This is a genomic window from Aureispira anguillae, assembly GCF_026000115.1.
Lineage (GTDB): Bacteria > Bacteroidota > Bacteroidia > Chitinophagales > Saprospiraceae > Aureispira > Aureispira anguillae.
Window position 1 is genome coordinate 1,283,612 of sequence record NZ_AP026867.1, and the last position, 23,676, is coordinate 1,307,287.

The 23,676-nt window shown below is 37.0% G+C and carries 19 protein-coding genes; 14 read left to right on the forward strand and 5 right to left on the reverse strand.

Going from position 1 to position 23,676, the window contains the following annotated elements; translation table 11 throughout:
- The gene (locus AsAng_RS04825; RefSeq protein WP_264791661.1) at positions 1-909 is read left to right on the forward strand and encodes an IS3 family transposase; all 909 of its coding nucleotides are present in this window, start codon (positions 1-3) and stop codon (positions 907-909) included.
- Positions 910-934: 25 nt separating this feature from the next.
- Here the strand turns inward: AsAng_RS04825 and AsAng_RS04830 are convergent, their stop codons facing one another.
- The 4 genes from AsAng_RS04830 to AsAng_RS04845 all read right to left on the reverse strand — a co-directional run bounded on the left by AsAng_RS04830 (position 935) and on the right by AsAng_RS04845 (position 4,200).
- A complete protein-coding gene (locus AsAng_RS04830) occupies positions 935-1,870 on the reverse strand; it encodes a type III secretion system effector protein (protein WP_264791662.1) in 936 nt (311 codons plus the stop codon).
- 128 nt (positions 1,871-1,998) lie between these two features.
- The gene (locus tag AsAng_RS04835; protein WP_264791663.1) at positions 1,999-2,595 is read right to left on the reverse strand and encodes a hypothetical protein; all 597 of its coding nucleotides are present in this window, start codon (positions 2,593-2,595) and stop codon (positions 1,999-2,001) included.
- 138 nt (positions 2,596-2,733) lie between these two features.
- Positions 2,734-3,402 carry a PorT family protein gene (locus AsAng_RS04840; protein ID WP_264791664.1) on the reverse strand — a complete coding sequence of 223 codons (669 nt, stop codon included), beginning with the start codon at positions 3,400-3,402 and terminating at the stop codon, positions 2,734-2,736.
- Between the two features lie 171 nt (positions 3,403-3,573).
- Positions 3,574-4,200, reverse strand: coding sequence for a carotenoid biosynthesis protein (locus AsAng_RS04845; RefSeq protein WP_264791665.1), 627 nt, complete (start codon positions 4,198-4,200; stop codon positions 3,574-3,576).
- 209 nt (positions 4,201-4,409) lie between these two features.
- On the opposite strand from AsAng_RS04845, the gene AsAng_RS04850 reads away from it, so the two are divergent.
- The 11 genes from AsAng_RS04850 to AsAng_RS04900 all read left to right on the forward strand — a co-directional run bounded on the left by AsAng_RS04850 (position 4,410) and on the right by AsAng_RS04900 (position 19,303).
- The gene (locus AsAng_RS04850; protein WP_264791666.1) at positions 4,410-6,044 is read left to right on the forward strand and encodes an ABC-F family ATP-binding cassette domain-containing protein; all 1,635 of its coding nucleotides are present in this window, start codon (positions 4,410-4,412) and stop codon (positions 6,042-6,044) included.
- A 128-nt stretch (positions 6,045-6,172) separates the two neighbouring features.
- Positions 6,173-6,604 carry an FKBP-type peptidyl-prolyl cis-trans isomerase gene (locus tag AsAng_RS04855; RefSeq protein ID WP_264791667.1) on the forward strand — a complete coding sequence of 144 codons (432 nt, stop codon included), beginning with the start codon at positions 6,173-6,175 and terminating at the stop codon, positions 6,602-6,604.
- A 57-nt stretch (positions 6,605-6,661) separates the two neighbouring features.
- Complete coding sequence (locus AsAng_RS04860; protein WP_264791668.1) at positions 6,662-7,597, forward strand: FKBP-type peptidyl-prolyl cis-trans isomerase; 936 nt, start codon at positions 6,662-6,664, stop codon at positions 7,595-7,597.
- A 251-nt stretch (positions 7,598-7,848) separates the two neighbouring features.
- Positions 7,849-8,427, forward strand: a complete 579-nt coding sequence (locus AsAng_RS04865) for an RNA polymerase sigma factor (RefSeq protein ID WP_264791669.1) — start codon at positions 7,849-7,851, stop codon at positions 8,425-8,427.
- A 135-nt stretch (positions 8,428-8,562) separates the two neighbouring features.
- Complete coding sequence (locus tag AsAng_RS04870; protein ID WP_264791670.1) at positions 8,563-9,564, forward strand: FecR family protein; 1,002 nt, start codon at positions 8,563-8,565, stop codon at positions 9,562-9,564.
- A gap of 27 nt (positions 9,565-9,591) precedes the next feature.
- Entirely contained in the window at positions 9,592-11,430 is a 1,839-nt protein-coding gene (locus AsAng_RS04875) for an STN domain-containing protein (RefSeq protein WP_264791671.1), read from the forward strand.
- A 205-nt stretch (positions 11,431-11,635) separates the two neighbouring features.
- Positions 11,636-12,895 (forward strand): hypothetical protein, encoded by a 1,260-nt coding sequence (locus tag AsAng_RS04880; protein WP_264791672.1) that lies wholly within the window; start codon positions 11,636-11,638, stop codon positions 12,893-12,895.
- A gap of 326 nt (positions 12,896-13,221) precedes the next feature.
- On the forward strand, positions 13,222-15,603 hold the full coding sequence (locus AsAng_RS04885; protein ID WP_264791673.1) for a TonB-dependent receptor: 2,382 nt from the start codon (positions 13,222-13,224) through the stop codon (positions 15,601-15,603).
- A gap of 215 nt (positions 15,604-15,818) precedes the next feature.
- Positions 15,819-16,868: a Fe(3+) ABC transporter substrate-binding protein gene (locus AsAng_RS04890; RefSeq protein WP_264791674.1), complete on the forward strand. Its 1,050-nt coding sequence runs from the start codon at positions 15,819-15,821 to the stop codon at positions 16,866-16,868.
- Positions 16,859-18,499, forward strand: coding sequence for an ABC transporter permease (locus tag AsAng_RS04895; RefSeq protein WP_264791675.1), 1,641 nt, complete (start codon positions 16,859-16,861; stop codon positions 18,497-18,499). The genes AsAng_RS04890 and AsAng_RS04895 overlap by 10 nt, the downstream gene beginning before the upstream one ends.
- A 36-nt stretch (positions 18,500-18,535) precedes the next feature.
- Complete coding sequence (locus AsAng_RS04900; protein WP_264791676.1) at positions 18,536-19,303, forward strand: ABC transporter ATP-binding protein; 768 nt, start codon at positions 18,536-18,538, stop codon at positions 19,301-19,303.
- A 1-nt stretch (position 19,304) separates the two neighbouring features.
- Here the strand turns inward: AsAng_RS04900 and AsAng_RS04905 are convergent, their stop codons facing one another.
- Positions 19,305-20,279, reverse strand: coding sequence for an NAD-dependent epimerase/dehydratase family protein (locus tag AsAng_RS04905; RefSeq protein ID WP_264791677.1), 975 nt, complete (start codon positions 20,277-20,279; stop codon positions 19,305-19,307).
- Positions 20,280-20,461: 182 nt separating this feature from the next.
- On the opposite strand from AsAng_RS04905, the gene AsAng_RS04910 reads away from it, so the two are divergent.
- Both AsAng_RS04910 and AsAng_RS04915 read left to right on the forward strand, forming a co-directional pair.
- Entirely contained in the window at positions 20,462-21,151 is a 690-nt protein-coding gene (locus tag AsAng_RS04910) for a hypothetical protein (RefSeq protein ID WP_264791678.1), read from the forward strand.
- A gap of 11 nt (positions 21,152-21,162) precedes the next feature.
- Entirely contained in the window at positions 21,163-23,664 is a 2,502-nt protein-coding gene (locus AsAng_RS04915) for a TonB-dependent receptor domain-containing protein (RefSeq protein ID WP_264791679.1), read from the forward strand.
- Positions 23,665-23,676 lie beyond the last annotated feature (12 nt).

Sequence of the window (23,676 nt, forward strand, 5' to 3'; positions counted from 1 at the left end):
TTGTCCGAGAAGCGTCAACATATTAATTCTAATCACCCAATTTTGAGTGTTCGCCGTCAATGCAAGTTGATAGGTATTCATCGCTCTGGTATTTATTATCAACCAAAAGAAGAGAGCGAATTAAATATGGAGTTGATGCGATTAATGGATGAACATTACCTAAAGCATCCCTATAAAGGAGCTCGTGCCATGCATTTATGGTTGACGGCGGATAAAGGTTTTAAGGTGAATCGAAAGCGTATTAATCGATTGTATTATTCTGTAATGGGCTTGCGATCCATTTTACCAGGTCCACAGACGTCAAAACCAGGAAAAGGAGAAGACCATCAAGTTTTTCCTTATCTGCTGAGAGGCTTAAAAATAGAACGACCTAACCAAGTCTGGGCAATGGATATTACTTATATTCCCATGCCTAAAGGTTTTCTATATTTAACTGCGGTTATTGACCTTTACAGTCGATTTGTAGTGTCTTGGTCAATATCAAATACAATGGATGCTCTTTGGTGCAAAAACACCTTGGAAGAAGGGATAGAAAAATATGGTAAACCAGAAATTTTGAATACAGATCAAGGTAGTCAATTTACATCTAAAGAATTTGTCAAATGTGTTACCAAAGATTATGGAATTAAATTTAGCATGGATGGAAAAGGTCGCTGTATCGATAATGTGTTTATTGAACGATTATGGTGGTCTGTGAAATACGAAGATGCTTATATTCGAGAGTATTTGGATGGAAGTGCATTGCATACAGGAATGAAAAAGTATTTTAACAAATATAACTGGGAAAGAAGACACATGGGGATTGACGATGAACGTCCTTGTGACCGATATTCCCCTTCCAAAACCTCCCAAAATTTCTGTGAGGAGATTTTGGAAGAAAAATATCTAATAAATTTAAAATCAGCTTAAAATGGTCCTATAAATGGGGTACACCTCACTCTGTAGGATAATTGACTTTCATATAATTTGTTCTTTTTTCCTGTCCTAGTTTTTTGTTTATTTGATTTGCCCAATTAAGAGTAGTCTCTTTTTCTTCTTTATTTGGAAAAAATGGTTTATCCTTACCTTTTTCGTATTTCTCTTTTCTTCGATCATCATAGTTTTTATTATCAAACTCATCATTGTAGCCATGAATAAACTCGTGTCCCAATTGTGAAGAAGCAGAGTTCATTCCAACATTATCCCCTACGTAACCTTTAGATAAATCTTTTCTGAATAAAATTCCATCATCGTCATTAAAAAAGATAGTATTTGTCTCAGGGTCATAGCTATTAATATTCCCTTCTTTTATAGTAATATTATGGTCACTACCTTCCATAAAGGCTCCCATTATATCAATATTCTTATTTCCTATATCAATTTGTGTTGCTTCTGCTGAATAAAGTTGATCTAATGAAACAATAGCATTTTTTACAAATTGTGGCATATCCTCTGGAAAAGTCCTATTTTCTTCATAGGTATAGGTCATTGTTTGAATTTTGCCATCAATTTTCCATGATATTATAATACCATCCACTCGCATCTCATCAGAATCAATGTATTTTAGTGAATTTTCCAGCACATAATTATTCCCAAACCAGTTAGAATAATCTTCTACCAATTGGGTAGCCCGACCTTGGACGGTTTTTTGTTCCAATTCTTTGAGAGGGCTTTCTATTTCTTGCTGAGCTTCTGAGGTGGCAACCTTGTTTTGCCATTCTAGCATTTGAGTCGTTTCTTGACTATTATCGACCATATTTTGTAGCCTTTGAGCTTCTTTTGCTTCAGGACTATGGTCTACAAATTCATTAAAATTGGTTACTTTATAAGCACTGTCATTGGCTGTGGCTCTACTAGAGTCAGACTTTTGGGAATATTCCTGCTCCTTCATGTTTTTATTTTTAATAACCTGAGAATCAGTGTGTATTCCAAAGTAACGCCATTTTTCTAAAAAACGAAAGTTATTAAAAGAAAATATATTTAAGTAATGTTATTTTGTGGTAACGAGCACTTTGATTATCAACCAGGACTGTAGATGATGCGTCGTTTTTTGAACTTTTTAAAGGCAACAGCAAAGGCAACTCCAGCAGTAAGATTATTGGATTTAGGGTAGTTGTCAAATTGAACAGGGACAAAATCATAATTGCAATAAAAAGATAGCCGCATTAGTTTTTTGATTCGAAATGCAATTTCTGTACAAAGCCCGAAATGAAAACTAGTGGTTTTATTGGGGGTATTGGGACCTGAAATAATCATTGGTTCTGCCCCTAACCCCAAATGAACAATTTTACCAGGCTTAAAAATCGCCTTGATCGGCAGACTAAAACAGTGAATTCCACCATAAGTTCTGCCTAGATGATGGGCAAATCCAGGTACAAAATACCTGAATTTATAAAAACTATTGATGCGAATGGCTAAAAAGTCAGCACAATCTTGCTCGATGAAAAAACCTGCTTTTAACCCCATGTTGTTGTTGACGGCAGGTTGGTTAAAGCTTTGCTTTTGAGGGATATAATTGCTTATGTGATGCCCCCATTCAATCCCTATTTCGAATTGAGCAATTGTAAGGGTAGGAGACAGCAAGGCCATCAAAAAAATAAATAATATCTTTTGCATAAAATAGATTTCGTGATAATGATTAATAAAAAGGATGCTACTCTACCCGACGGTTTTTAAAATTTAACAGCATGGGCTTTTTCTAGCTCTATCTATTTTTACAAAAATCATCGGGTAGAGAAAAAGGATGTTTTTTCCTTAGAGATAAGGAGGGCAGTACTCTTTTGCCTTTTTGATTTTTTTAGGAAAAGTGGTAAGGACACAAGCCATGCTAATACCCGCCAAAATATTATTATAAAAAGCCTTTTGGCTTGGACTTACTCCAGTTGTTTCTAATAATTTGGTAAGGCTATAGGTATAATAGGCTGACACTCGAAGCTGCTTTGTAATGTGGAAGCCACATGCTCCTCGAAGGCCAAATAAAAGGCTCGGAACTTGAATTAGCGGAAGGTTGGTATGAACAACATTGCTCCATTCAAGCCCTAAAGCAACTTGCACTTGTTTGGAGGGCTTAAAAACAAGCATAAGGGGAATTGCTAAGCAATGTAAATCCCAAAATTTATCGGTATTATAGTTATTGGGGAAAATCCCAAATTCAAACCCTCGTAAGGAGTAAAAAATCCCCGTTCTAAAAGAAAATAAGGTATGAACATCCAACTCTCCATAGAGCCCTGCTCTAGGGCTAATGCGTTGAGCGTATACTGGAATGCTTTGATTAGAGGGAACAACGGCTGAAATAGCAGTGCCTATTTCAGCACCAATATGGAATTGCGCCTGGCTATCAAAAATAGGAATTAACATTCCCCAAAGCATCCACGTTACTTTTAAATGTATCGCACAATACTTGAACACAAACTGTTTTTTCACAACAATAAATTTTTTTGAGTGATAAATAGAAGGTGTAAAGTTGGTGCATATAGTATGGTTAATTATTGTTGAATTCGCCCTGAGCTGTAAAAACTATAACTCTAAAAGGAATAAATATGCTGCTTGGAGCATATTATTTTTTGATTTTCGTTGTTGTAACAGGTATCTACCTTAAAGAAAGCTAATCAGCCCCGTAAAAAAGAGTGCTAATCCTCCATAAACATAAAGGGCAATAGGATTTTTAGAATTTACTTTTAAGCGGATAAAAAGGTATTGCAAGCCTAACCCAACTAAAAATACAATCCCAATCAACCTAAAAAAACTACCATTACCTTGTAAGGACCAAAAATCAAGTGGAGTGGCTACCTGCTGAATCAACCCCGTTAGCCCAGCCATTAGTAGGGCACCAGTGCCTATTTTTAGTGCGGAGTTATTGACGGGAAGTTTTGCCGATAGGCAGGCGGTAGAATAAGCCAGTACCAACCAATATACTGCCATGATTAAGGGAACTCCTAGTAACGAAAAACCAAGCGTATCTCCAAATTGATAATCACCATAAGTGAATCCTGTTTGAACGGCCAATAACTCTACTAGAAAACCTATCGTAGCACTCCATAAAATGTACTGAAGGGTTGTTTTATTCCAATTCTTGTGATAAATCCCTAGCAAAATAGCATTCAATAAAATGAAGAAAGGGGTATAGAATAAGTACCAAGCTTGTTGGTGAGGGGTTATGAAACCAACCAATGAAGCCATGTAGATAATCATAAGGAGGATGACAGCAGGGATATAACTCATATTTAAACTTAGGTGAGACTTTTGATAAAAAATAATTGCGCTCTTTTGTCTGCAAATATAGACGAATCGGAAAAAGAGCAATATTATTCGGGAATGAATTTTTTATGTTCCATTAAAAATGACTAAATTTGCATGAATTTTCTTAATAACAAAGGGATCTTTTGGTTTTTATCGGCTGAATAGATCTACTCATATCCACAAATATTCTTATGCTAACAGTTAGTAATCTCTCATTGCAATTTGGCAAACGAGTTCTTTTTGATGAAGTCAATATTAAGTTTACAAAAGGCAATTGCTATGGTGTTATTGGTGCTAATGGCGCAGGAAAGTCTACCTTTCTCAAAATATTATCGGGCGAAATTGAATCTACTTTAGGCCATGTGGCGAAAGAGCCAGATGCACGGATGACGGTGTTAAAACAGGATCATTTTGCTTATGATGAGTATACCGTTTTGGATACGGTGATAATGGGTCATGACAAATTATATGCTACCAAAATAGAATTGGATAACATTTATTTAAAAGAGGATTTTAGCGATGCGGACGGTCTTAGAGCTGGGGAGCTAAATGAGCAGTTTGAAGAAATGGGTGGTTGGAACGCAGAAAGTGATGCAGCGACTTTGTTGAGCAACTTGGGGGTGGTAGAGGCCGATCATTACAAAAAAATGGCTGAGCTAAATACCAATCAAAAAGTGAGGGTATTGTTGGCGCAAGTTCTTTTTGGCAATCCTGATATTTTGATTTTGGATGAGCCTACCAATGATTTGGATGCAGAGACAATTATGTGGCTAGAGGACTTCTTAGCAGATTTTAAGAATACAGTTATTGTTGTTTCGCATGATCGTCACTTTTTGGATGCTGTTTGTACGCATATTGCGGATGTTGATCATAAGAAAATTAAATTGTCAACGGGTAACTATACCTTCTGGTACCAAACTAGCCAGTTGTTGAGTCGCCAACAAGCAGACAAAAACAAGAAAAATGACCAAAAACGCAAGGAATTAATGGAGTTTATCCAACGATTCTCTGCGAATGCTTCTAAGGCAAAACAAGCTACTAGTCGTAAAAAAGCGTTGGAGAAGTTGGATCTAAATGAAATCTCGGTTTCTTCTCGTCGTTATCCTGGTATTATCTTTAAACAAAATAGAGAGATAGGAAACCAAGTCTTGACGGTTAATAACTTAAATAAGGTGCTAGGAGATGCAACTTTATTTGATAAATTGAATTTTACGGTAGAGAAAGGCGATAAAATTGCGATTCGTTCTAAAAACTCCTTGGCTGTTACTAAATTATTTCAAGTATTGGCAGGAGAAGAAGATGAAAAAGCGAATGGCGGAGATTTTGAATGGGGGGTAACGGTTACCAAGTCTTATTTGCCCAATGAAAATAGCAAATATTTTGATTCAGACCTAAATCTAGTAGATTGGTTGCGTCAATATTCAGAAGAAAAAGATGAAACCTTTATAAGAGGGTTTTTGGGGCGTATGCTTTTTTCTGGTGAAGAAACTCAAAAGAGTTGTAATGTACTTTCGGGAGGAGAAAAAGTACGTTGTCTGATGTCTAAAATTATGTTGGAAGAGGGCAATGTTTTAATTTTGGATGAGCCTACTTCTCACTTGGATTTGGAGTCTATCACTAAGTTGAATGAGGCTTTGATTGACTATCCTGGAATTGTGATTTTTACTTCTCATGACCATGAGTTTACACAAACCGTTGCCAATAGAATTATTGAAATTACACCCAATGGCATGTTGGATAAGTTAATGACGTATGATGAGTACCTACAGGATGAAAAAGTAAAAGTTCAGCGTGATGAACTTTATAAAGGAACGGTTTACGCCTAACAAAAAAACAAAAAATGCTTAATGAAATCTCATTAAGCATTTTTTTATTCACAAAGTAGCTTCTAAAAAATTAAGTAACTACACAGAATTGATGATACGTAGTTACTTAAGACCTAAGGCAATATAATATGAGCAAAAAAATAGAGGAATTTAAACGCAAACGTGCAGAGAAAAAGAAGGCAGAAAATGAAGCTTTTTTGTTAGCCAATAGCAAAAAAGATACTGTTGTTAGCCTAGATAGTGGGGTGCAATATGAAGTCATGGAGGCAGGATACGGGAAGGTTTGCCCTAGTGCAAAAGATTGGGTAACGGCGCATTATCATGGTACTTTAACAGATGGAAAGGTTTTTGATAGTTCTGTAGAAAGAGATAAGGTAGCAACTTTTAAATTAAATAATCTTATTCCCGCTTGGCAAGAAGTCTTACCATTGATGGTAGAAGGGGATAAATGGCGTGTTGTTGTGCCGCCTAATATGGGTTATGGAGAGCGTCAAGAAGGCAAAATTCCTAGCAATTCTATTCTGATTTTTGAAATAGAACTCATTCGAATTGGTAAATAAATCTTTAGAGAATGGGCTATAAAAATAGGGGCATAACAAGCAATAAATAATAGAACTATGAAAGGTATAAATAGTGTGGTATTGATTCTTGTTTTTTTAGCAGGAATAGCTGTTGGTGCTAAGGCACAAAAGGCAAGTAAAGAACAAAGTACACCAGTATCTAAAGATGATTTTGCTTATAGTTATGGTATTTTATTGGGAAATAATTTTAAGGAATTAGGCTTAACCACAGCATTGATTCCAATGGAAGAAATCCTAAATGGAATTGAGCGCTCTATGTCGGAAAAAACAGCCATTACCGAACAAGTAGCTCAAAAAATACTGCAATCCCAATTACTAGAGTTGGGATTGAGTGAAAATAAGCCCCCGAAGCCTAATACTATTTCGAATAAAAAAGCCTTAGAAAAATTTGCTTTTCACTATGGTATTGTTGTGGCTACCAATTGGAAACAGTTCAACATAACCTTAAAGGAAGTCTCATTAGAACACTTTCAGCAGGGGCTAATTGCTGCTCTAAATAATGATGATTTAGCCCTAAGTGCAGAAGCTGCTCAAACGATTGTAACAGAAAAATTTAAATCCTTAAAAAATGAAGCAGCAGAGGAGCAGTTGGCCAATAATCGGAAGTTTATGGCTCAAAATAAAAAGAAAGCTACTATCATTTGCTTGGAAAGTGGGGTACAATATGAGGTGCTAAAGGAAGGTTCAGGCAAGCAAATTAATCGAATGTCTGATAAAGTAACAATGCATTATCATGGTACCTTAACCGATGGGAAAGTCTTTGATAGTTCTGTTGAAGCTGGACAGCCTATCCGTTTTGAGCTAACAGGGGTAATGAAGGGATGGCAAGAAGTAATCCCCCTAATGGAAGAGGGCGAAAAGATAAGAGCTTATATCCCTGCTCACTTAGGGTATGGCAATCAACGAAGAGAAAACATTCCTCCTAATTCAATCTTAATTTACGAAATGGAATTGATACGGGTAGGGGAATAACAATGGATGGTATTTTAATTTTAATTCTTTTATGGCCTAATACTAGGGAGAATTTTGAATAATCATACCTTATCAAATATACGAGTAGTTGCTATAAAAGCGCTTTGACTTTTTTAGCTGCAAGAAATATTGTGTAACTTTGTTTGGCTCGAATACCTATCAATTTACCTTCAATTTACGTTATATTTAATAACGATTATTGATGACAGTTTTGTCAACCCAAACTAGTGAAGCAATAACTACAAGACTTAATGCTCGAAGAAGAGGATACAAACAACGATTTATTACAGCGATTAAAATTGGATGATCCAACTGTTTTGAAAGTGATCTTTCAAAAACATTATCCTGTAGTGTACCGAGCAATTTATCGCATCGTATCCGATCAGGGAATCGCTGAGGACTTGGCACAAGATGTTTTTATGCGTCTGTGGGAAAAACGTCATGAAATTAGTGTCGATGGACCGCTAGGGGCTTATGTACGTAGAATGGCTGTTAACGAAGCATTGGGCTATATTCGAAAACATAAAAAGTATACCATAGAGGAGGTGTCAGACCAGCATCGTTTGGCTACCATTAGTAGCGAAGATTTGTATATGGATAATGAGCTGCAATTAGAAATTTATAAGGTAATCGATACACTTCCTCCAAAATGCAAAATGGTATTTATGCTAAGCCGTTTTGAGGAGCTCTCCTACAAAGAAATTAGCCAAAAGCTAGAAATTTCCCCTAAGACAGTCGAAAATCAAATCTCCAAAGCATTAAAAATACTTAGAGTCCACCTGAAATCTTATCTAAGTAGCGTTTTCCCTGTTTTTATGCTTTACTTTTAATAGAAAATAATTAATAATAATAAGTTGGAAAATAGTCACTTGTGCGGCTTTTTATTTTTTTTTATTTAAAAAGTAAATTTGCTATGGGGGGGGGACAGAAAATTTGCATCTTTATTTATAGAAAGCAAAAATATAATGGACAAAAACGACAACAAATATCTTCACCTTCTTAATAAAGTATTAGCGAATAAGGCTTCTACTAGTGAGCGAGATTTATTAGAAGAATGGATTAAAAGCAAAGAAGAAAATAAGGCTTTTGTAGAAGAAATTACAAAAGTGTGGGATTGGTCTGAACATTATGCAGAGGATTTGTCCATTGATACCAATTCGGCATGGGATAAATTAGTAACAAAAATAAACCAAGAGCCTCCTGTAAAACATACAATCGTACGAAGTTTACGGAGTTGGACGGCTGCTGCTGCAATGGTTGGTTTGCTTGCTTTGAGTTTTTGGTGGGCTTATCAAAATGATAAGGTGGTTGAAGCTCCAATGGCACAGATAGAGACGGGCAAAAAGGAACAAAAAGAAATTACGCTGCCTGATGGTTCTGTTGTTGTCTTAAATGAGGGATCAAGCCTTTCTTATAAAGAAGATTTTAAAACGAGGAAAGTACATTTGGAAGGAGAAGCTTTTTTTGAGGTGACCAAACAGAATGGTGCCTCTTTTGAAATCATTACCACAACCACTAAAACAACAGTGTTAGGAACCTCTTTTAATGTTCGTGCTTACCAAGATAAAGATGTAGAAGTAGCGGTATTAACAGGAAAAGTAGCGGTTGAAGGACTAAAAGGAAGTCAAGAAAAAGTGTTTTTATTGCCCAATGAAACAGCAATTTATGATGTAAAGGCTAATACAATAGAAAAAGAGACCCAAATGGGCGTCAATTCAATCGCTTGGAAAACGCAGGAGTTGGTTTTTGATAATACCCAATGGATGGAGGTGATTGAAACCTTAGAACAGTATTTTGATGTAGAGATCGAGAGTGACGAAAAACTCCTAAATTGTTATTATACAGGTCAATTTAAAGATCCAAATTTAGGGCAAATATTTGAAACGATAGCTTTTACCTTTCCAACAGATTTGAAGGTAGAAGAAGTCGATAAAAAATATATCCTTAGTGGTGAAGGATGTGAATAATCTGTTCATTCAAAATTGATTTTTCACATGATTAACAAGATCAATATAATTATCTTATTATTCCTGTTATCCTTTGGGAAATTATATGCTCAACAGGTTGAAGTACATTTTTCAGAAATTTCTCTAAAAGAAGTTTTGGATGAAATTAGTGCCAACTATAATCTACAGTTTTCTTATAGTAATAACTATCTGAAACTGGATCGAAAAATATCTTTTCACAGCGAGGGAAAGACGTTGGAAGCGACATTGGATCAGTTGTTTAGCGAGAACAACATTGCTTATGCAACCATTGGCTCTCAATTGGTACTTAAGCCTAGCAAGGCGAAAGATCGGAAGCGAAAAGAGCGAAAAAAACGAAAAAAAAAGCGGGAAGAAAAAAGGGAGGAACAAAGTAAACGAACGCTAGAGCGAGGAACCTTGTTCGATTTTGACATTCACTCTGAGTTGATTGGTAGCACAGAGGCATTGGTTGAGCCAGAGGAAAAAATAGAGCGAAGTTTTATTACCATCAATGAAATAGAACCCTTAGTGCCAGAGAGTATAACGGGTAAGGTTCGTTACGAAGATGCCTTGACATCCGAAAGAACGCCTTATGTTTCTTCTGGTGCTAAAAAGAATAAAACTTCTGTGGGACAGTTTTCTATCTTGCCTTTTTTAGCAACAAATGCCAAATACAGAAGTCGATATAATGTGTTGTCGTTAAATTTCTTTTGGGGGGTGAACGGCGGTGTGAATGGTCTAGAGGTTGGGATTGTTGGTAATACCATTACTCGCAATGTACGAGGGGTGCAATTGTCCAATTTATTTAATACTGTAAAAGGAAATCTCTTTGGGCTTCAAGTGTCGGGAATGTTAAACCTGACAAAGGGAAAAGTAATGGGAATTCAATTGGCAGGAATTTTTAACTTGGGGAGTAATATTTTTGGAACCCAGGTTGGAGGGCTTGCCAATATTGCAAGAAATTTGCACGGTATGCAACTGAGTAGTTTGAGTAACCTTGCTACAGATGTTTATGGATTTCAGGTTTCGGGCTTATTTAACTTTGCGAACGGAAAGTTGTTTGGTTCTCAGATTGGAGGGCTTGGAAATATTGCTTGGGGGGGGAAGAGTGCCGTGCAATTTGCAGGGGGATTTAACATGAGTGCGAAGGCTCAATTTCAAATTGCCAGTTTATTTAATATGGCTCAAAATATTGAAGGCGCTCAGTTGGGAACCGTTAATATCGCTAGAAAGGTAAAAGGAATGCAGTTTGGAGTGGTCAATACAACTCGGAAATTGATTGGTGGACAAGTTGGAATTATTAATGTCGCCAAAAAGGCAGAGGGGGCTATGATTGGATTAATTAACGTTGTTGACACGATAAAAGGAGCGCCATTGGGGATTATTAATATTGTCAAAAAAAATGGCTACAATCGATTTGAATTATCGGGAAGCGAGGCGATGTATATCAATATAGGAGCCAAATTTGGACCTAGGCATTATTATCATATTATACAGGGAGGATGGAGAATAAATAGCGACAATACTTATTCTTGGTCGTTGGGCTTAGGAGTAGGAACTTTATTTGATTTGAGTGAGAATATTCATTTAAATATAGAACTAGTTTGTTCTCATGTTAATGAAGCGGTCTTTTGGCTAACTAAATTAAACTTACTCAATCAATTTAAATTAACCATGGATGTCAAACTAACTGAAAAAGTAAGTTTTTTTTGGGGACCAACGTTTAATGCACAAGTCTCGAATTTATACGATACCAATAAACAAGTATATGGATCTAGTATTATGCCTTATACCTTATTTGATCAAACCAACAAAGGCACCAATTTAAAAATGTGGATTGGGGGAGTCATTGGATTAAGGTTTTAATGCTATTGGTTATATGAAATAAAGCAAACAACACCATTTTTACTGAGCATGTAAGTGCATATTACTTAAAGTCGATTTTTTAAAATTGGCTAATGGGAGTGTTATGCCGTTGACGAAGTACCATTATTTAAAAACAACAGGACGCTCTTGCTGCTTTACAGCATTCTAGGGTGGGAGAGCTATGTCATTCTTAAAAAAGAAAAAAATGAAAACAAATACAAGTACACTAAGAAAAACGCCAGTATTTTGGCTCAATAGCATCTTATTATTGATTGGGCTTACTACGGTCTCTCAGGCACAAGTAGCCTCTGACAACAACGATGTTCTGATGGAGACAGAAGAAAGTGAAACGACATATAAAACACAGGCCGCTCAAATTTCTATCTTTCCGTTCTTAAGCACAAATGGAAGTAATTTAGATAAAAATAATGCGCTCTCTATTAATTTATTATGGGGCGTAAATGGAGGGGTGAACGGAATGGAAGTGGGGCTGTTGGGCAACAGCATCAAGAGGGATGTAAATGGAATACAAATGGCCTCTTTATTTAATACTGTAGGAGGCAATGTAAATGGTCTCCAAACCAGTGGCTTGTTAAACATTAGTAGAGGGAATGTAAACGGCTTTCAGAGTACAGGAATCTTTAATATAGGAGGCAATATTCGTGGCGGGCAATTTTCGGGAATTTTTAATATTTCAAAAGCCGTAAATGGTGGACAGTTTGCTGGTATTTCAAATATTGCAACCCATGTAAATGGCATTCAAGGCTCAGGTATTAGTAATTTATCTACTCATGTAAACGGCTTACAATTGGCGGGCATATCCAATAGTGGAAAGGATGTAAAGGGCGCACAAGTATCTGGTTTGCTGAACCTTGCTAAAGAAGTAAAAGGTACTCAAATTGGGTTCATTAACATCGGGAAGAATGTAAAAGGAGCCCAAATTGGCTTCATTAATATTGTGGATAGCATAGAAGGTGCTCCCATTGGTTTTATCAATATTGTTCGCAAGAATGGATACAACCGACTGGAAGTAGCAGGAGGTGAAACCATGTATTTGACCTTAGGATTAAAATTTGGTGCCAAAAAGTTTTACAATATCCTTCAAGTAGGAGGACATATATCCCCAAGTTCTTGGGCGCTAGGTTATGGTGTTGGAAGTGTTATTCCATTCAGCGAGCGCTGGCATGCTAATGTTGAGTTAGTTGGCTTGCATGTCAACGAAAACAAAGCATGGACACAGGCTTTGAACTTAACAGGACAGTTTAGATTTACGATAAATTATCAACTTGCGAAACATTTTAATGTGTTTATAGGACCAACGTTTAATGTGCATACATCCCAACTGTACAATCCAGACACAGGCAAATATGGTTCTAATTTAATGCCCTATAGTTTCTTTGACGAAACGAATGGTTCTACCAACGTCAAAATGTGGGTAGGAGTGACTGGAGGAGTCCGATTCTAGATAGGAATTGCTAAGTTCCTAGAAGGCTAAGTACACACTGTACTAGGAGCATGCCATTAAAAGAGTTGCGATGCAGTATCAATAAGGAGGCAAACCTTAATAAACAAATAGACATTGTTTGGACTGCACGTTACTTAGGCATGCTCTAATCGGCTTTCTTATTTCAACAATAACAAAACAAACTACAATAACAAAACAACTTGTTGCTCATCGAGCAACAGAATAGCATCGCTATGCCTAATGGTTTCATGTTATAATTACCTGTAGAGCGCTTATCAGGATGATGTAAATGAGCAAAATAGGAAAAACAACTAAAAACTATCCAAATGAAAAGCATTAATTATTTAGTATTACTATTTATTTTTTTGTTAGCAATTAACAAAGTACAAGGACAAACACATACCCAAGCTATTTATGGCAAAGTCGTAGATCAAGACTCCAAAATGGCGCTGATTGGAGCAACAATAAAAGTGCAAAGTGGCGACCAATTGTTAGGAGGGGGAACGGACTTTGATGGAGACTTTCGTATTGAAAAAGTGCCCGTAGGGCGTTTGAACATAGAAGTTACTTATTTGGGGTATGAACCTGTTGTATTGAGCAGTATTACGCTATCTTCAGGAAAGGAATTGAACTTAACCATCGAAATGCAAGAGTCTACCGCAGATATGGAAGAAGTGGTTGTTTCGGCAGAGAATAATCGAGACAAAGCAGCAGCGCTCAATGAAATGGCGACCGTTAGTGCTCGGTCGTTTTCAGTAGAAGAAACAGGGCGTTATGCAGGGAGTTTTGCCGATCCTTCTAGAATGGTCACTAATTATGCAGGAGTCAGTGTTGGAGGAGGAACCTTTGATTTGAGTAATGAAATTGTGGTTCGAGGTAATTCTCCAAGTGGATTACTTTGGCGCATGGAGGGCATTGAAATTCCAAATCCCAACCATTTTGCAGATGTTGGTAGCTCAGGAGGAAGTGTGAGTATGCTCAATTCCAATACACTATCTACTTCTGATTTTTTTACAGGGGCTTTTCCTGGGGAATATGGAAATGCTACGTCTGGTGTATTTGATCTGAATCTGAGAAACGGAAACAATCAAAAGCATGAATTTACCCTTGGAATTGGTCTTTTGGGAATAGAAGCTGCCGCAGAAGGTTATTTTAGCAAGAAATCCAAAGCTTCTTTTTTGATCAATTACCGCTATTCTACCTTGGGACTGGTACAAGCAATGGGGCTCAATCCAGTTGGGGATGCCTTGCCTTCTTATCAAGATCTATCTTTCAAAATTAATTTGCCTGCTGGCAAGGCAGGAACCTTTACTCTTTGGGGGATTGGCGGCGACAATACGGCTTATCTAAACCCTGAAAAAGATTCTCTAAAATGGGAAAAAGCAAGCGATAATGACGGCTATGATGCTAAAGGAAAAATGGGCGTAGTTGGTTTGTCTCATCGTATTATTGTTAGTGAAAATAGTTATTTAAAAACAGTGGTTGCTTTATCTGGGCAACAATCTAAGTCAGAATATTATGAATTAGCTGCTCAGGATGATTACCAAAAAGATGTTTCGGGAGCCAATTTATTCAACCGATATAGTATTCGAGCAACAACGGCTTATACCCACAAATTTGGAGCAAAAAACACCCTTAAAGCAGGGGTGGTGTTTAATCAACTGAATTTTGGTTATGATGTAAAAAGAAAGGATGAAAACACAGGAAGGCTAAAAACTTTTTTGGATAACAAAGGTGCTACCCAACTTTTGCAAGCTTATGCGAGCTGGAAATATCGCCCACATACCAATTGGGGCATTAACGCAGGACTGCATTATTCTTACCTTACCTTAAATAAAAAATACGCTATAGAGCCTCGTCTTTCTGCCAAGTGGAATTTTGCCCCTAAGCATTCTATTAGTGTTGGGGGAGGAATTCATTCAAGAATGGAAGATATTTCTTATTACTTTGTAGAAGTTCCCAACTTGGAAGAAGGCAACAAAAATTTGGAGCTTAAAAAAGCAGTACATGCTGTATTGGGCTATGATTTTGCCATTAGCAAAGATATAAATCTGAAAATAGAAGCCTATTATCAATATTTGTATGATGTACCTGTTGAAAATGAAACAGAAAGCACCTTAACCATCCTGAATACGACCAATATTTTTGAAGTATTGAATGCAAAAGGAATGGTAAGTGAAGGCTTGGGACGAAATTTTGGATTGGATTTGACCTTTGAAAAATTCTTTAGCAAGCAATATTATATCCTATTTACGGCTTCTGTTTATGATTCTAAATATCAGGCGAAAGATGGCAATTGGTACAACACTCGCTTTAATACCAACTACAATATTTCATTGTTGGGAGGAAAAGAATTTAAGGTTGGCAAAAACAAAAATAATACCTTTGGGCTTAACAGCAAGTTTATTTTGGCAGGTGGTTCTCGATATACGCCTGTAGATGTAGAACAATCTAGAGCAGCGGGGCGTGCGATTTATGTTGATAAGAAAGATTACACCGAGCAAGTAGCTCCTTATGTTCGTTTGGATTTTGGGTTGAGCTACAAAATTAACATGAAAAAAATGACGCATACCATAGGAATAGATATTCAGAATGTCATTAATTACAACAATATTTTTACACAAGCTTATAATGTAGAAACCGAAAAAATAGAATATCTCTATCAGGGCGGAATCTTCCCAAATATCAATTATAAAATTCAATTTTAGAACAATACAATAGATTGATTGTTTTTGGTGATCTTTGAATCATCTAACCACACTCCAAATACTAAATGTTTGGGGTGTTTTTTTATAATAGCTTGTTGTGCATCTGCTTAGGAATAAGAACAAAAAATGGTTTTAAATTAATTGAAAGAATATTGTTTAGACTCAATCTAAATAGTTAGATTTGCGCAATTTATTTTCCAAATCAAAATTTAATTATGGATAAAATTATCTTGATAGTAGGGCTAATTATAGCGTTGGCATCTTGCCAAAGCGAAACGAATGAGCCTACAACAGAAGTTTCAAAAACTGAAAATAAGGAGCTAAATCTTTATACGCATCGACATTATGATACCGATCAAATTATCTTTGACAATTTTGAGAAAAGCACAGGAATTAAGGTAAATGTAGTGAATGCTAATGCGGATGAATTAATTCAAAAAATGGAGCGAGAAGGAGCGCAATCTCCAGCAGATTTGTTGCTTACGGTTGATGCTGGTCGATTGGTAAGGGCAAAGAGCAAACAACTTTTGCAAGCAATCGAATCAAATGTTCTAACCGAAACCATACCTGCTCATTTGAGAGATCGTGAAAACAATTGGTTTGGTTTGACCAAAAGGGCTCGTGTGGTGGTTTATGATAAAGAGAAGGTAAAACCCGAACAGCTTTCAACTTATGAAAACTTGGTAGAACCCCAGTGGAATAAAAAAGTTCTAATTCGATCTTCAGGCAACATTTACAACCAATCTTTGTTGGCTTCTATTATTGCCAATACAGATGAGGCAACTGCGGAGCAATGGGCTGCTGGAATGGTTAATAATATGGCTCGTTCTCCCAAGGGAAATGACCGAGATCAGGTAAAAGCAATTTTGGCTGGCGAAGGAGAATTGGCGATTATTAATACCTATTATTTGGGCAAATTATTGAATTCTAAAGATGAAGAAGAGGTCAAGGCTGGACAGAACGTAGCGGTCTTTTTCCCCAATCAAGAAGGACGAGGAACGCACATTAATATTAGTGGAATTGGAGTGGCAAAATATGCTCCTAATAAGGAAAATGCCATTAAATTTATAGAATATTTAGCAAGCAAAGAAGTACAAGAAGAATTTGCAAGCGCTAATTATGAATACCCTGTTAATCCAATGGCTGAATCTTCTGAGCTGCTTCGCTCTTGGGGAGAATTTAAAGAGGATGCCCTTGAACTATCTGTTTTGGGAGAGCTGAATAAGCAAGCTGTGATGACATTTGATAAGGTAGGATGGAAATAAAAAACAAAATAAGACGTTTTGTTCGTGATATAAACCAATGGTCATTTTGGACAATTGCCATTGGTTTATTTATTGCGTTGCCTATTTTTAGTATTGTATTAAATCTTTTTGGGCAGGCGGGACCGATGTGGGAGCATGTTTGTGAACATCTATTGTCTGCCTATGTGTACAATTCTATTTTTTTGTTGCTGGGAACAGGGACATTGTCTATTCTGATTGGTGTTTCTTCCGCTTGGATCATAAGCCAATATGATTTTCCTTATCGGAAAATAATAGAGCGCTTGCTCTTTTTGCCTTTGGCGATTCCTTCTTATATCGTGGCTTATGCCTATGTTGGTTTTTTTGGTAATAGCGGTTTGTTACAGCGGTTATTAAGTCTAGTAGGAATAACGGAGGTGGCTATTGATATGATGAATATTTATGGATTGATTTGGGTGTTAAGTTTATCCCTTTTTCCCTATGTTTATATTAGTACAAGAATGGCGTTTCTAAATCAATCTTCTTGTATACAAGATGCCGCATTTTTGTTGGGAGCTTCTCAAAAAAAATACTTTAGAACGGTTGCCTTACCCTTAGCACAACCTGCTATTGTAGCAGGTGTCTTTTTGGTTTTTATGGAGGTATTGAATGATTTTGGAGCGGCAAAGTATTATGGGGTAAATACGTTTACAACGGGTATTTTTCGAACATGGACGGCATTAGAGGATCTCAAAACTGCTTTTTATCTATCTGCAATTCTAATTTTTTTAGTTTTTGTATTGCGAATGTTTGAAAAAATTCAACGAGGAAAAAAGTCCTATACTATTCCAATAGATAGTCATAAGGGGAGCACCAAAGATAGAATTCAGTTGAGTGGCAAAAAGAAAATCGCCTATATTGGCATTTTGTGCATTCCAATATTTTTTGGGCTTTTACTGCCGCTTGTCCAATTGTTTTATTGGGCTTATCTTACCTTTTATCAAGTTTTTAAGCTTGAGCTATGGTGGATTACCTTGCAAAGTTGTGGTATCGCCCTAATGACGGCTGCTTGTACGGTTGTGGGAGCAATTAGTCTAATCTATTTTAGCCAATGGAATCATTTAAAATCCTTAACCATCTTTTCTAAAATGGCAACGATTGGTTATGTAATACCAGGAGCTATTATAGGGATTGGCGTAATGGCAGTCAGTCAAGTTTTTGTGGATGTTGCCTATGATAACTTTCAACTAAAAATAGGTTATATTGTTTATGGCAGCAGCATAGTTTTAGTGTATGCCTATGTGGTCCGTTTTTTGGCAGTAGCCTATAATCCATTGGAAGCAAATGTCTTAAAAGTAGGACGTTATTTGGCAGAGTCTTCTTATTTGTTGGGAAAAACTTCTTTGAGAACTTTGCTAAAGATAGAATTACCCTTGCTAAAAATAGGGCTTTCTAGTGCATTTACTTTGGTTTTTATTGACACCCTCAAAGAGTTACCACTTACGCTTATTTTAAAACCTTATAAGGTACAAACTCTGGCAGTAAAGGCTTACGAATATGCAGACAATGAACAGGTGGCAGAAGCGGCTTTACCTGCTTTGCTGCTCATTGGTATTGTGCTCTTTTTTATGTTGATTGTTCAGCGATGGGAAGCCAAATTAGATCAAGAATAAGCCCTTTTTAGGATTATAATATACAACGATAATAACATGGATATTTTAAGCATAAAGAATCTTTCTAAGTCCTATAATTGGGGAAAAGAATATGCCTTGAAAGATGTAAATTTTGCCTTGAAAGAAGGCAGCATTTGTGCAATAGTAGGAGAAAGTGGTAGTGGGAAAACGACACTTTTGAGATTGATTGCAGGGCTAGAACGCCCCAATTCAGGAACGATTGTGGTAAAGGGAAAAGAGGTTTCAGGCATGACTAAAATAGTCCCTCCTCAAAAAAGAAATGTGGGGATGGTTTTCCAAAATTTTGCTTTATTTCCTCATTTGACGGTTGCGCAAAATATTGCTTATGGTTTAAAGAATAAAAATACTAAAAAAGTAGATGAGCTGCTTCATATCATCGAGTTAGATGGCTATGGGGGAAGGTACCCAAATGAGCTAAGCGGAGGTCAACAGCAGCGAGTTGCGCTTGCCAGAACTTTGGCTGTTGACCCTGAATTGTTATTGTTAGATGAGCCTTTTAGTAGCCTTGATGCTGAGTTGAAATCTAATTTGCGCCAAGAAGTTTATCGAATTGTTAAACAAATTAATATCTCTGTTCTTTTTATCACACACGATATTCAAGATGCCATTGCTATTGCAGATGAGATTATTTTCCTTAAGAATGGCAAAATTGTAGAACAAGGAATACTACAGGGTTTATACAAAAACACCAAAAACGACTATGCTAGAGCCATCTTTTCTAATTTGGTAAGCACGTCTAAGAATGTCTTGGCAGCTTTGGACGAAGATGGTCTAAAAAAGTAACTTAACAGCCTACTGGAATTGGGGTGATTTCTTGTTGTTGTTGATACCATTGATAGTACTTATAAATTCCTTCTTCAATAGATGTTTGAGGCTGATAGGCTAGTAATAACTGCGCTTTACTTATATTGGCAGCGGTGCGAAATACCTCTCCTTTTCTCTTTTTTAAGTTGGAATAGATTGCCTTTCTATTGCTTACTTCTTCTAATAAAGACAATAATGTTCGAATTTTGATCGGCTGATTATTGCCTATGTTGATGCTTTGAAAACAAGGGGCATTTTGCTCCAAATAATTGATTGTTGCCATAAAAGCTTGCACAACATCTTCAATATAGGTAAAATCTCTATAGTCATTGCCATTATTGTACAGATCAATCGCCTGATTATTAAGTAAGCTATTCATGAATTTTGGGAGGGCTAAGTCTGGTCGCATTCGTTCACCATAAACAGAAAATAGCCTTAAATTAACAATAGAAATTTGATGCAAATAGTGGTATTGGTAATTGAGTTGTTCTCCCATTTGTTTGGTAAAACCATAAGGCGAAATGGGCTGCAAAACCATCGATTCTACTCCATTAGGAGTATTGCCATAAACCGAGGAGGAAGACGCAAAAATGAGCCGCTTAATTCCTTTGATTTGCATATAGTCTAATAATACATTGTATTTATTGATATTGTTATCAAGATAAGCTTGGACTTGGTTGAGAGAAGGAACAACTCCTGGTGTAGCAGCTAGATGAATGACTAGGTCTATGGAAGTGCTAATTTTCATTAATCCAGAAAGGTCTCCAATGCATTGTTGCCTAAATTCAAAATTTTTATGCGCTTGTAAGGGGACTAAATTCCTTACTTTTAATCTGCTGCTATAATAATCGTTCAAATTGTCAATACCAAGTACTTTTTTCCCCTGACTCAACAGGTGAGAACAGATATGACTTCCTATAAAACCTGCACAACCAGTCACTAATATAACTCCCATTATTTTTGTTTTAATTCGCTGCGTATTTAGTTAAATGTAAAATTAAAATTTATTTAGACTTAGTATAAATTAAAATAGTTTAATTCTTATCTTGGGGCGTTATTTTTAGGTTTGAAGGCACTTTGAGGTGCTAAAAATCCAATTCTTATTATTCGTTACTTCGTTGTAAAATAGGATAGAAGATGCTTCGGAGTGTTAATTATTCTCAATTGCCAATTAATATGTGTAGAAAAAAATACTTGATGGTTTTATTGGTCTGTTTTGTGGGGATTTCCGCTTGTAAAGATGAGGAGTTAAACTTTGCTCCTGATGGAATAAAAACAGCCTATGAGGATCCTAATCTTATAACAGGGACTAGTGGAGGAACAGGCACAGGAACAGGAACGGGCACAGGCAGTGGTTCAGGTTCAGGAGGCACGGGAACAGGAACGGGCACAGGCAGTGGTTCGGGTTCAGGAGGTACAGGAACGGGAACGGGCACAGGCAGTGGTTCAGGTTCAGGAGGCACGGGAACAGGAACGGGCACAGGCGGTGGTTCAGGTTCAGGAGGTACGGGAACAGGAACGGGCACAGGCGGTGGTTCAGGTTCAGGAGGTACGGGAACAGGTTCAGGAGGTACAGGAACAGGCACAGGCACAGGTGGCGGTTCAGGTACGGGAGGCACGGGAACAGGAACGGGCGGTGGCTCTGGAACAGGAGGAACAGGGACAGGCGGTGGCTCTGGAACAGGAGGTACGGGAACAGGAGGTACTGGCACGGGATCAGGATCAGGCTCTGGATCAGGCAGTGGATCTGGATCGGGTAGTGGTTCAGGGCGTTCTAATAATTTCTTCAAAACATTTAAGCAACCAACTAATCCTCAAAAATTTTAAACTAAGATAGAATGACAATTTGTATTAAGAAAATAGGATATACCTTGCTCTTAGTGATTAGCAGTTTACCTTATCTTGCATTTAGCCAAGTCGAACCTTCAACATTTGAAGGGCAATTGATTGATTCTATTAATCAATACTATATTTATAATGCAAAAATTGAAATTATAGGCGGCTATCAGGTGATAAAAGAAACGACTAGTGACTCTTTTGGGCGTTATAGCATAGACGGTTTGACTTATGGAAAAAAAGAAATAAAAATACACAAAAACGGTTATGCGAGCATTCATTTGGTGGTCTTATTAGAAGAAGGAGCCAATCGTTTTAACGTTTATATGCATCCAAAACATTTTGATCTAGCACCCTCAGAAATAATTAGCAATAAAGACAATCATTTGTCAACAATTAGTAGCAATGCCAAGGTGTTATCAGCTACTACTATAGAGTTGCAAAATCGAATGAGTATACAAGATGCCCTTGCAAGTGTTTCTGGTATTTCTGCTTTTTCGGATGGCGGAATTGGCAGTTCTCGGATTAATATAGGAGTTCGTGGTTTAGATCCTAGACAATCTCAGCGAGTGGTTTTATTAGAGGATGGTCTGCCTTTGCAAACGAGCCCTTATTTGATGAGCTTAGGAACCTTTAACACCCCTCCAGTAGAACGAATTAAAAGCATTGAAATTTTAAAATCGGCTTCGGCACTTCGGTATGGAGCGCAAAGTATAGGTGGGGTGATTAATTTTATTACCCAGACTCCTCGTCAAGCAATGGGAGGAAAAATTAGACTACAGGGCGGTATGAATGGTTTTGCTAGTGCTTTGGCAGAAATAGGAGGCTTTGGAACAGAAAAAATTAGACCTGAATTTCAGTTTTTATACAAACGAGGAGATGGCTATAAGAGTCATAACACATTTTCTCAGGTCAATGGAAACGCTCGATTGGCTTATGTTCCTACTCCCAAAAATCGCCTAGATTTTAAAATTCATGGAAACTTTGAAGATGCCAATACAACTTACACTGGTTTAACGGAATATTCCTATCGAACCAACCCTAGATTTAATGCAAAAAAAAGCGACACGTTAAGTAATTGGAACATTGGTTTTAATTTAACCTATCAGCATGAAATTGCTAAGCAAGTAGATTCTGAAACTAAATTATACTTCAATTATACCAATTTTGGTTGGTGGCAAGAGGACAATATCTTTATTTCAGAAGCAGATTATTTAGCGAATAATTTAAAAGAACAATCGATTGAAAATAGCTATGCGATTCAAGATTTGATTCGGGTTGGAAATGGAGTATCTAATCGAAGCAATTTGCAACAAGTTTATACTGGTGGTTTAGAACAAAGCTTTGTGTGGAACCACAACATTAGCAAAACGGTTGATGGAAAATTAAATGTAGGAATTCATTTTCATCTAGAAAATATCAATCAGCAAGAAAAGAAAGGCAATGCGCCCAACGATTATGAAGGTGTTTTTTATGAATTTGATTCTGCTACGCAACAAAAGGTACAAGTGGGCAATCATTACCACTTAGAAACCTATGCTTTTTCGCTCTTTGCCATTGAAAAAATTACATTGGGCAAATTAAGTCTGCATGGAGGGTTTCGATTAGAAGCATTTAATTTGGAGCAAGTAGATTTATTGTCGGTAAATCGAGATCGAAAAAGCAATGCATTTTTTACTCTACTACCAGGAGTAGGGTTTAATTATGCCTTCAAAGCATTGGATATTTTTGGAGGGGCACATCGAGCCTTTAGCCCTCCATCTATTCGCACACTTCGGGCAACAGATTTCGGAAACCCAACCAATACCCAGTATCAAGACCTAGCATCCTTAGTTTCTAGCAGTTGGAATTTTGAATTGGGTTGCCGTTCTTTTTCCAAGTATTTAGCGGTAGAATCAACCGCCTTTTTGTTGTTGATTGATGATTTGGTAAGCACGGGGTTTAAAAGCAGTTTTACTAACAAGAATCAGGTTGTTACAACAGGGATAGAAACCGAATTTACGATAAAAACCTCCCAACTCTGGAAACATTTGCCCAATATCCAACTGAACTATACTTACCTTAGAACGGCAATACTGAGCGGTAAACTCAATCGCTCTGCGCTTAGTTTGAACACGACTCCAGATGTAGCAGGGAATGAACTGCCGTATGCTCCCCAACATACGTTTTCAATTGCAGCAACCTATCATTCTTATTTTGGGCTTTCTGCCTTTGTAGAATATCGATATGTAGGCCGTTCTTATAGCGATTATGAGAACATCAATTATATTTTTAATCGAGGAGATACAGGACCCATTCCAGCTTATTGGCTGTTGAACGCAAGCATTAGTTATCAATACAAGCACTTTTTGCGCTTTTTTGTAAGCGGTGAAAACTTGTTGGATAAGGTTTACATTAGTTCTAGATTACACTCTCATCCAGCACATCCTTCTGCTACTTCTAGTTCAGGGATTTTAGTTGGAAATCGCTTACAGATAGTAGGGGGAGTAGAGTATAAATTCTAATACAAGGGAGGG

Bases quoted from the DNA above. Each gene is read 5' to 3' on its own strand.
- AsAng_RS04830 (WP_264791662.1), bottom strand. From the start codon at position 1,870: ATGAAGGAGCAGGAATATTCCCAAAAGTCTGACTCTAGTAGAGCCACA.
- AsAng_RS04835 (WP_264791663.1), bottom strand. From the start codon at position 2,595: ATGCAAAAGATATTATTTATTTTTTTGATGGCCTTGCTGTCTCCTACC.
- AsAng_RS04845 (WP_264791665.1), bottom strand. From the start codon at position 4,200: ATGAGTTATATCCCTGCTGTCATCCTCCTTATGATTATCTACATGGCT.
- AsAng_RS04850 (WP_264791666.1), top strand. From the start codon at position 4,410: ATGCTAACAGTTAGTAATCTCTCATTGCAATTTGGCAAACGAGTTCTT.
- AsAng_RS04855 (WP_264791667.1), top strand. From the start codon at position 6,173: ATGAGCAAAAAAATAGAGGAATTTAAACGCAAACGTGCAGAGAAAAAG.
- AsAng_RS04860 (WP_264791668.1), top strand. From the start codon at position 6,662: ATGAAAGGTATAAATAGTGTGGTATTGATTCTTGTTTTTTTAGCAGGA.
- AsAng_RS04865 (WP_264791669.1), top strand. From the start codon at position 7,849: ATGCTCGAAGAAGAGGATACAAACAACGATTTATTACAGCGATTAAAA.
- AsAng_RS04870 (WP_264791670.1), top strand. From the start codon at position 8,563: ATGGACAAAAACGACAACAAATATCTTCACCTTCTTAATAAAGTATTA.
- AsAng_RS04875 (WP_264791671.1), top strand. From the start codon at position 9,592: ATGATTAACAAGATCAATATAATTATCTTATTATTCCTGTTATCCTTT.
- AsAng_RS04880 (WP_264791672.1), top strand. From the start codon at position 11,636: ATGAAAACAAATACAAGTACACTAAGAAAAACGCCAGTATTTTGGCTC.
- AsAng_RS04885 (WP_264791673.1), top strand. From the start codon at position 13,222: ATGAAAAGCATTAATTATTTAGTATTACTATTTATTTTTTTGTTAGCA.
- AsAng_RS04890 (WP_264791674.1), top strand. From the start codon at position 15,819: ATGGATAAAATTATCTTGATAGTAGGGCTAATTATAGCGTTGGCATCT.
- AsAng_RS04895 (WP_264791675.1), top strand. From the start codon at position 16,859: ATGGAAATAAAAAACAAAATAAGACGTTTTGTTCGTGATATAAACCAA.
- AsAng_RS04900 (WP_264791676.1), top strand. From the start codon at position 18,536: ATGGATATTTTAAGCATAAAGAATCTTTCTAAGTCCTATAATTGGGGA.
- AsAng_RS04905 (WP_264791677.1), bottom strand. From the start codon at position 20,279: ATGGGAGTTATATTAGTGACTGGTTGTGCAGGTTTTATAGGAAGTCAT.
- AsAng_RS04910 (WP_264791678.1), top strand. From the start codon at position 20,462: ATGCTTCGGAGTGTTAATTATTCTCAATTGCCAATTAATATGTGTAGA.
- AsAng_RS04915 (WP_264791679.1), top strand. From the start codon at position 21,163: ATGACAATTTGTATTAAGAAAATAGGATATACCTTGCTCTTAGTGATT.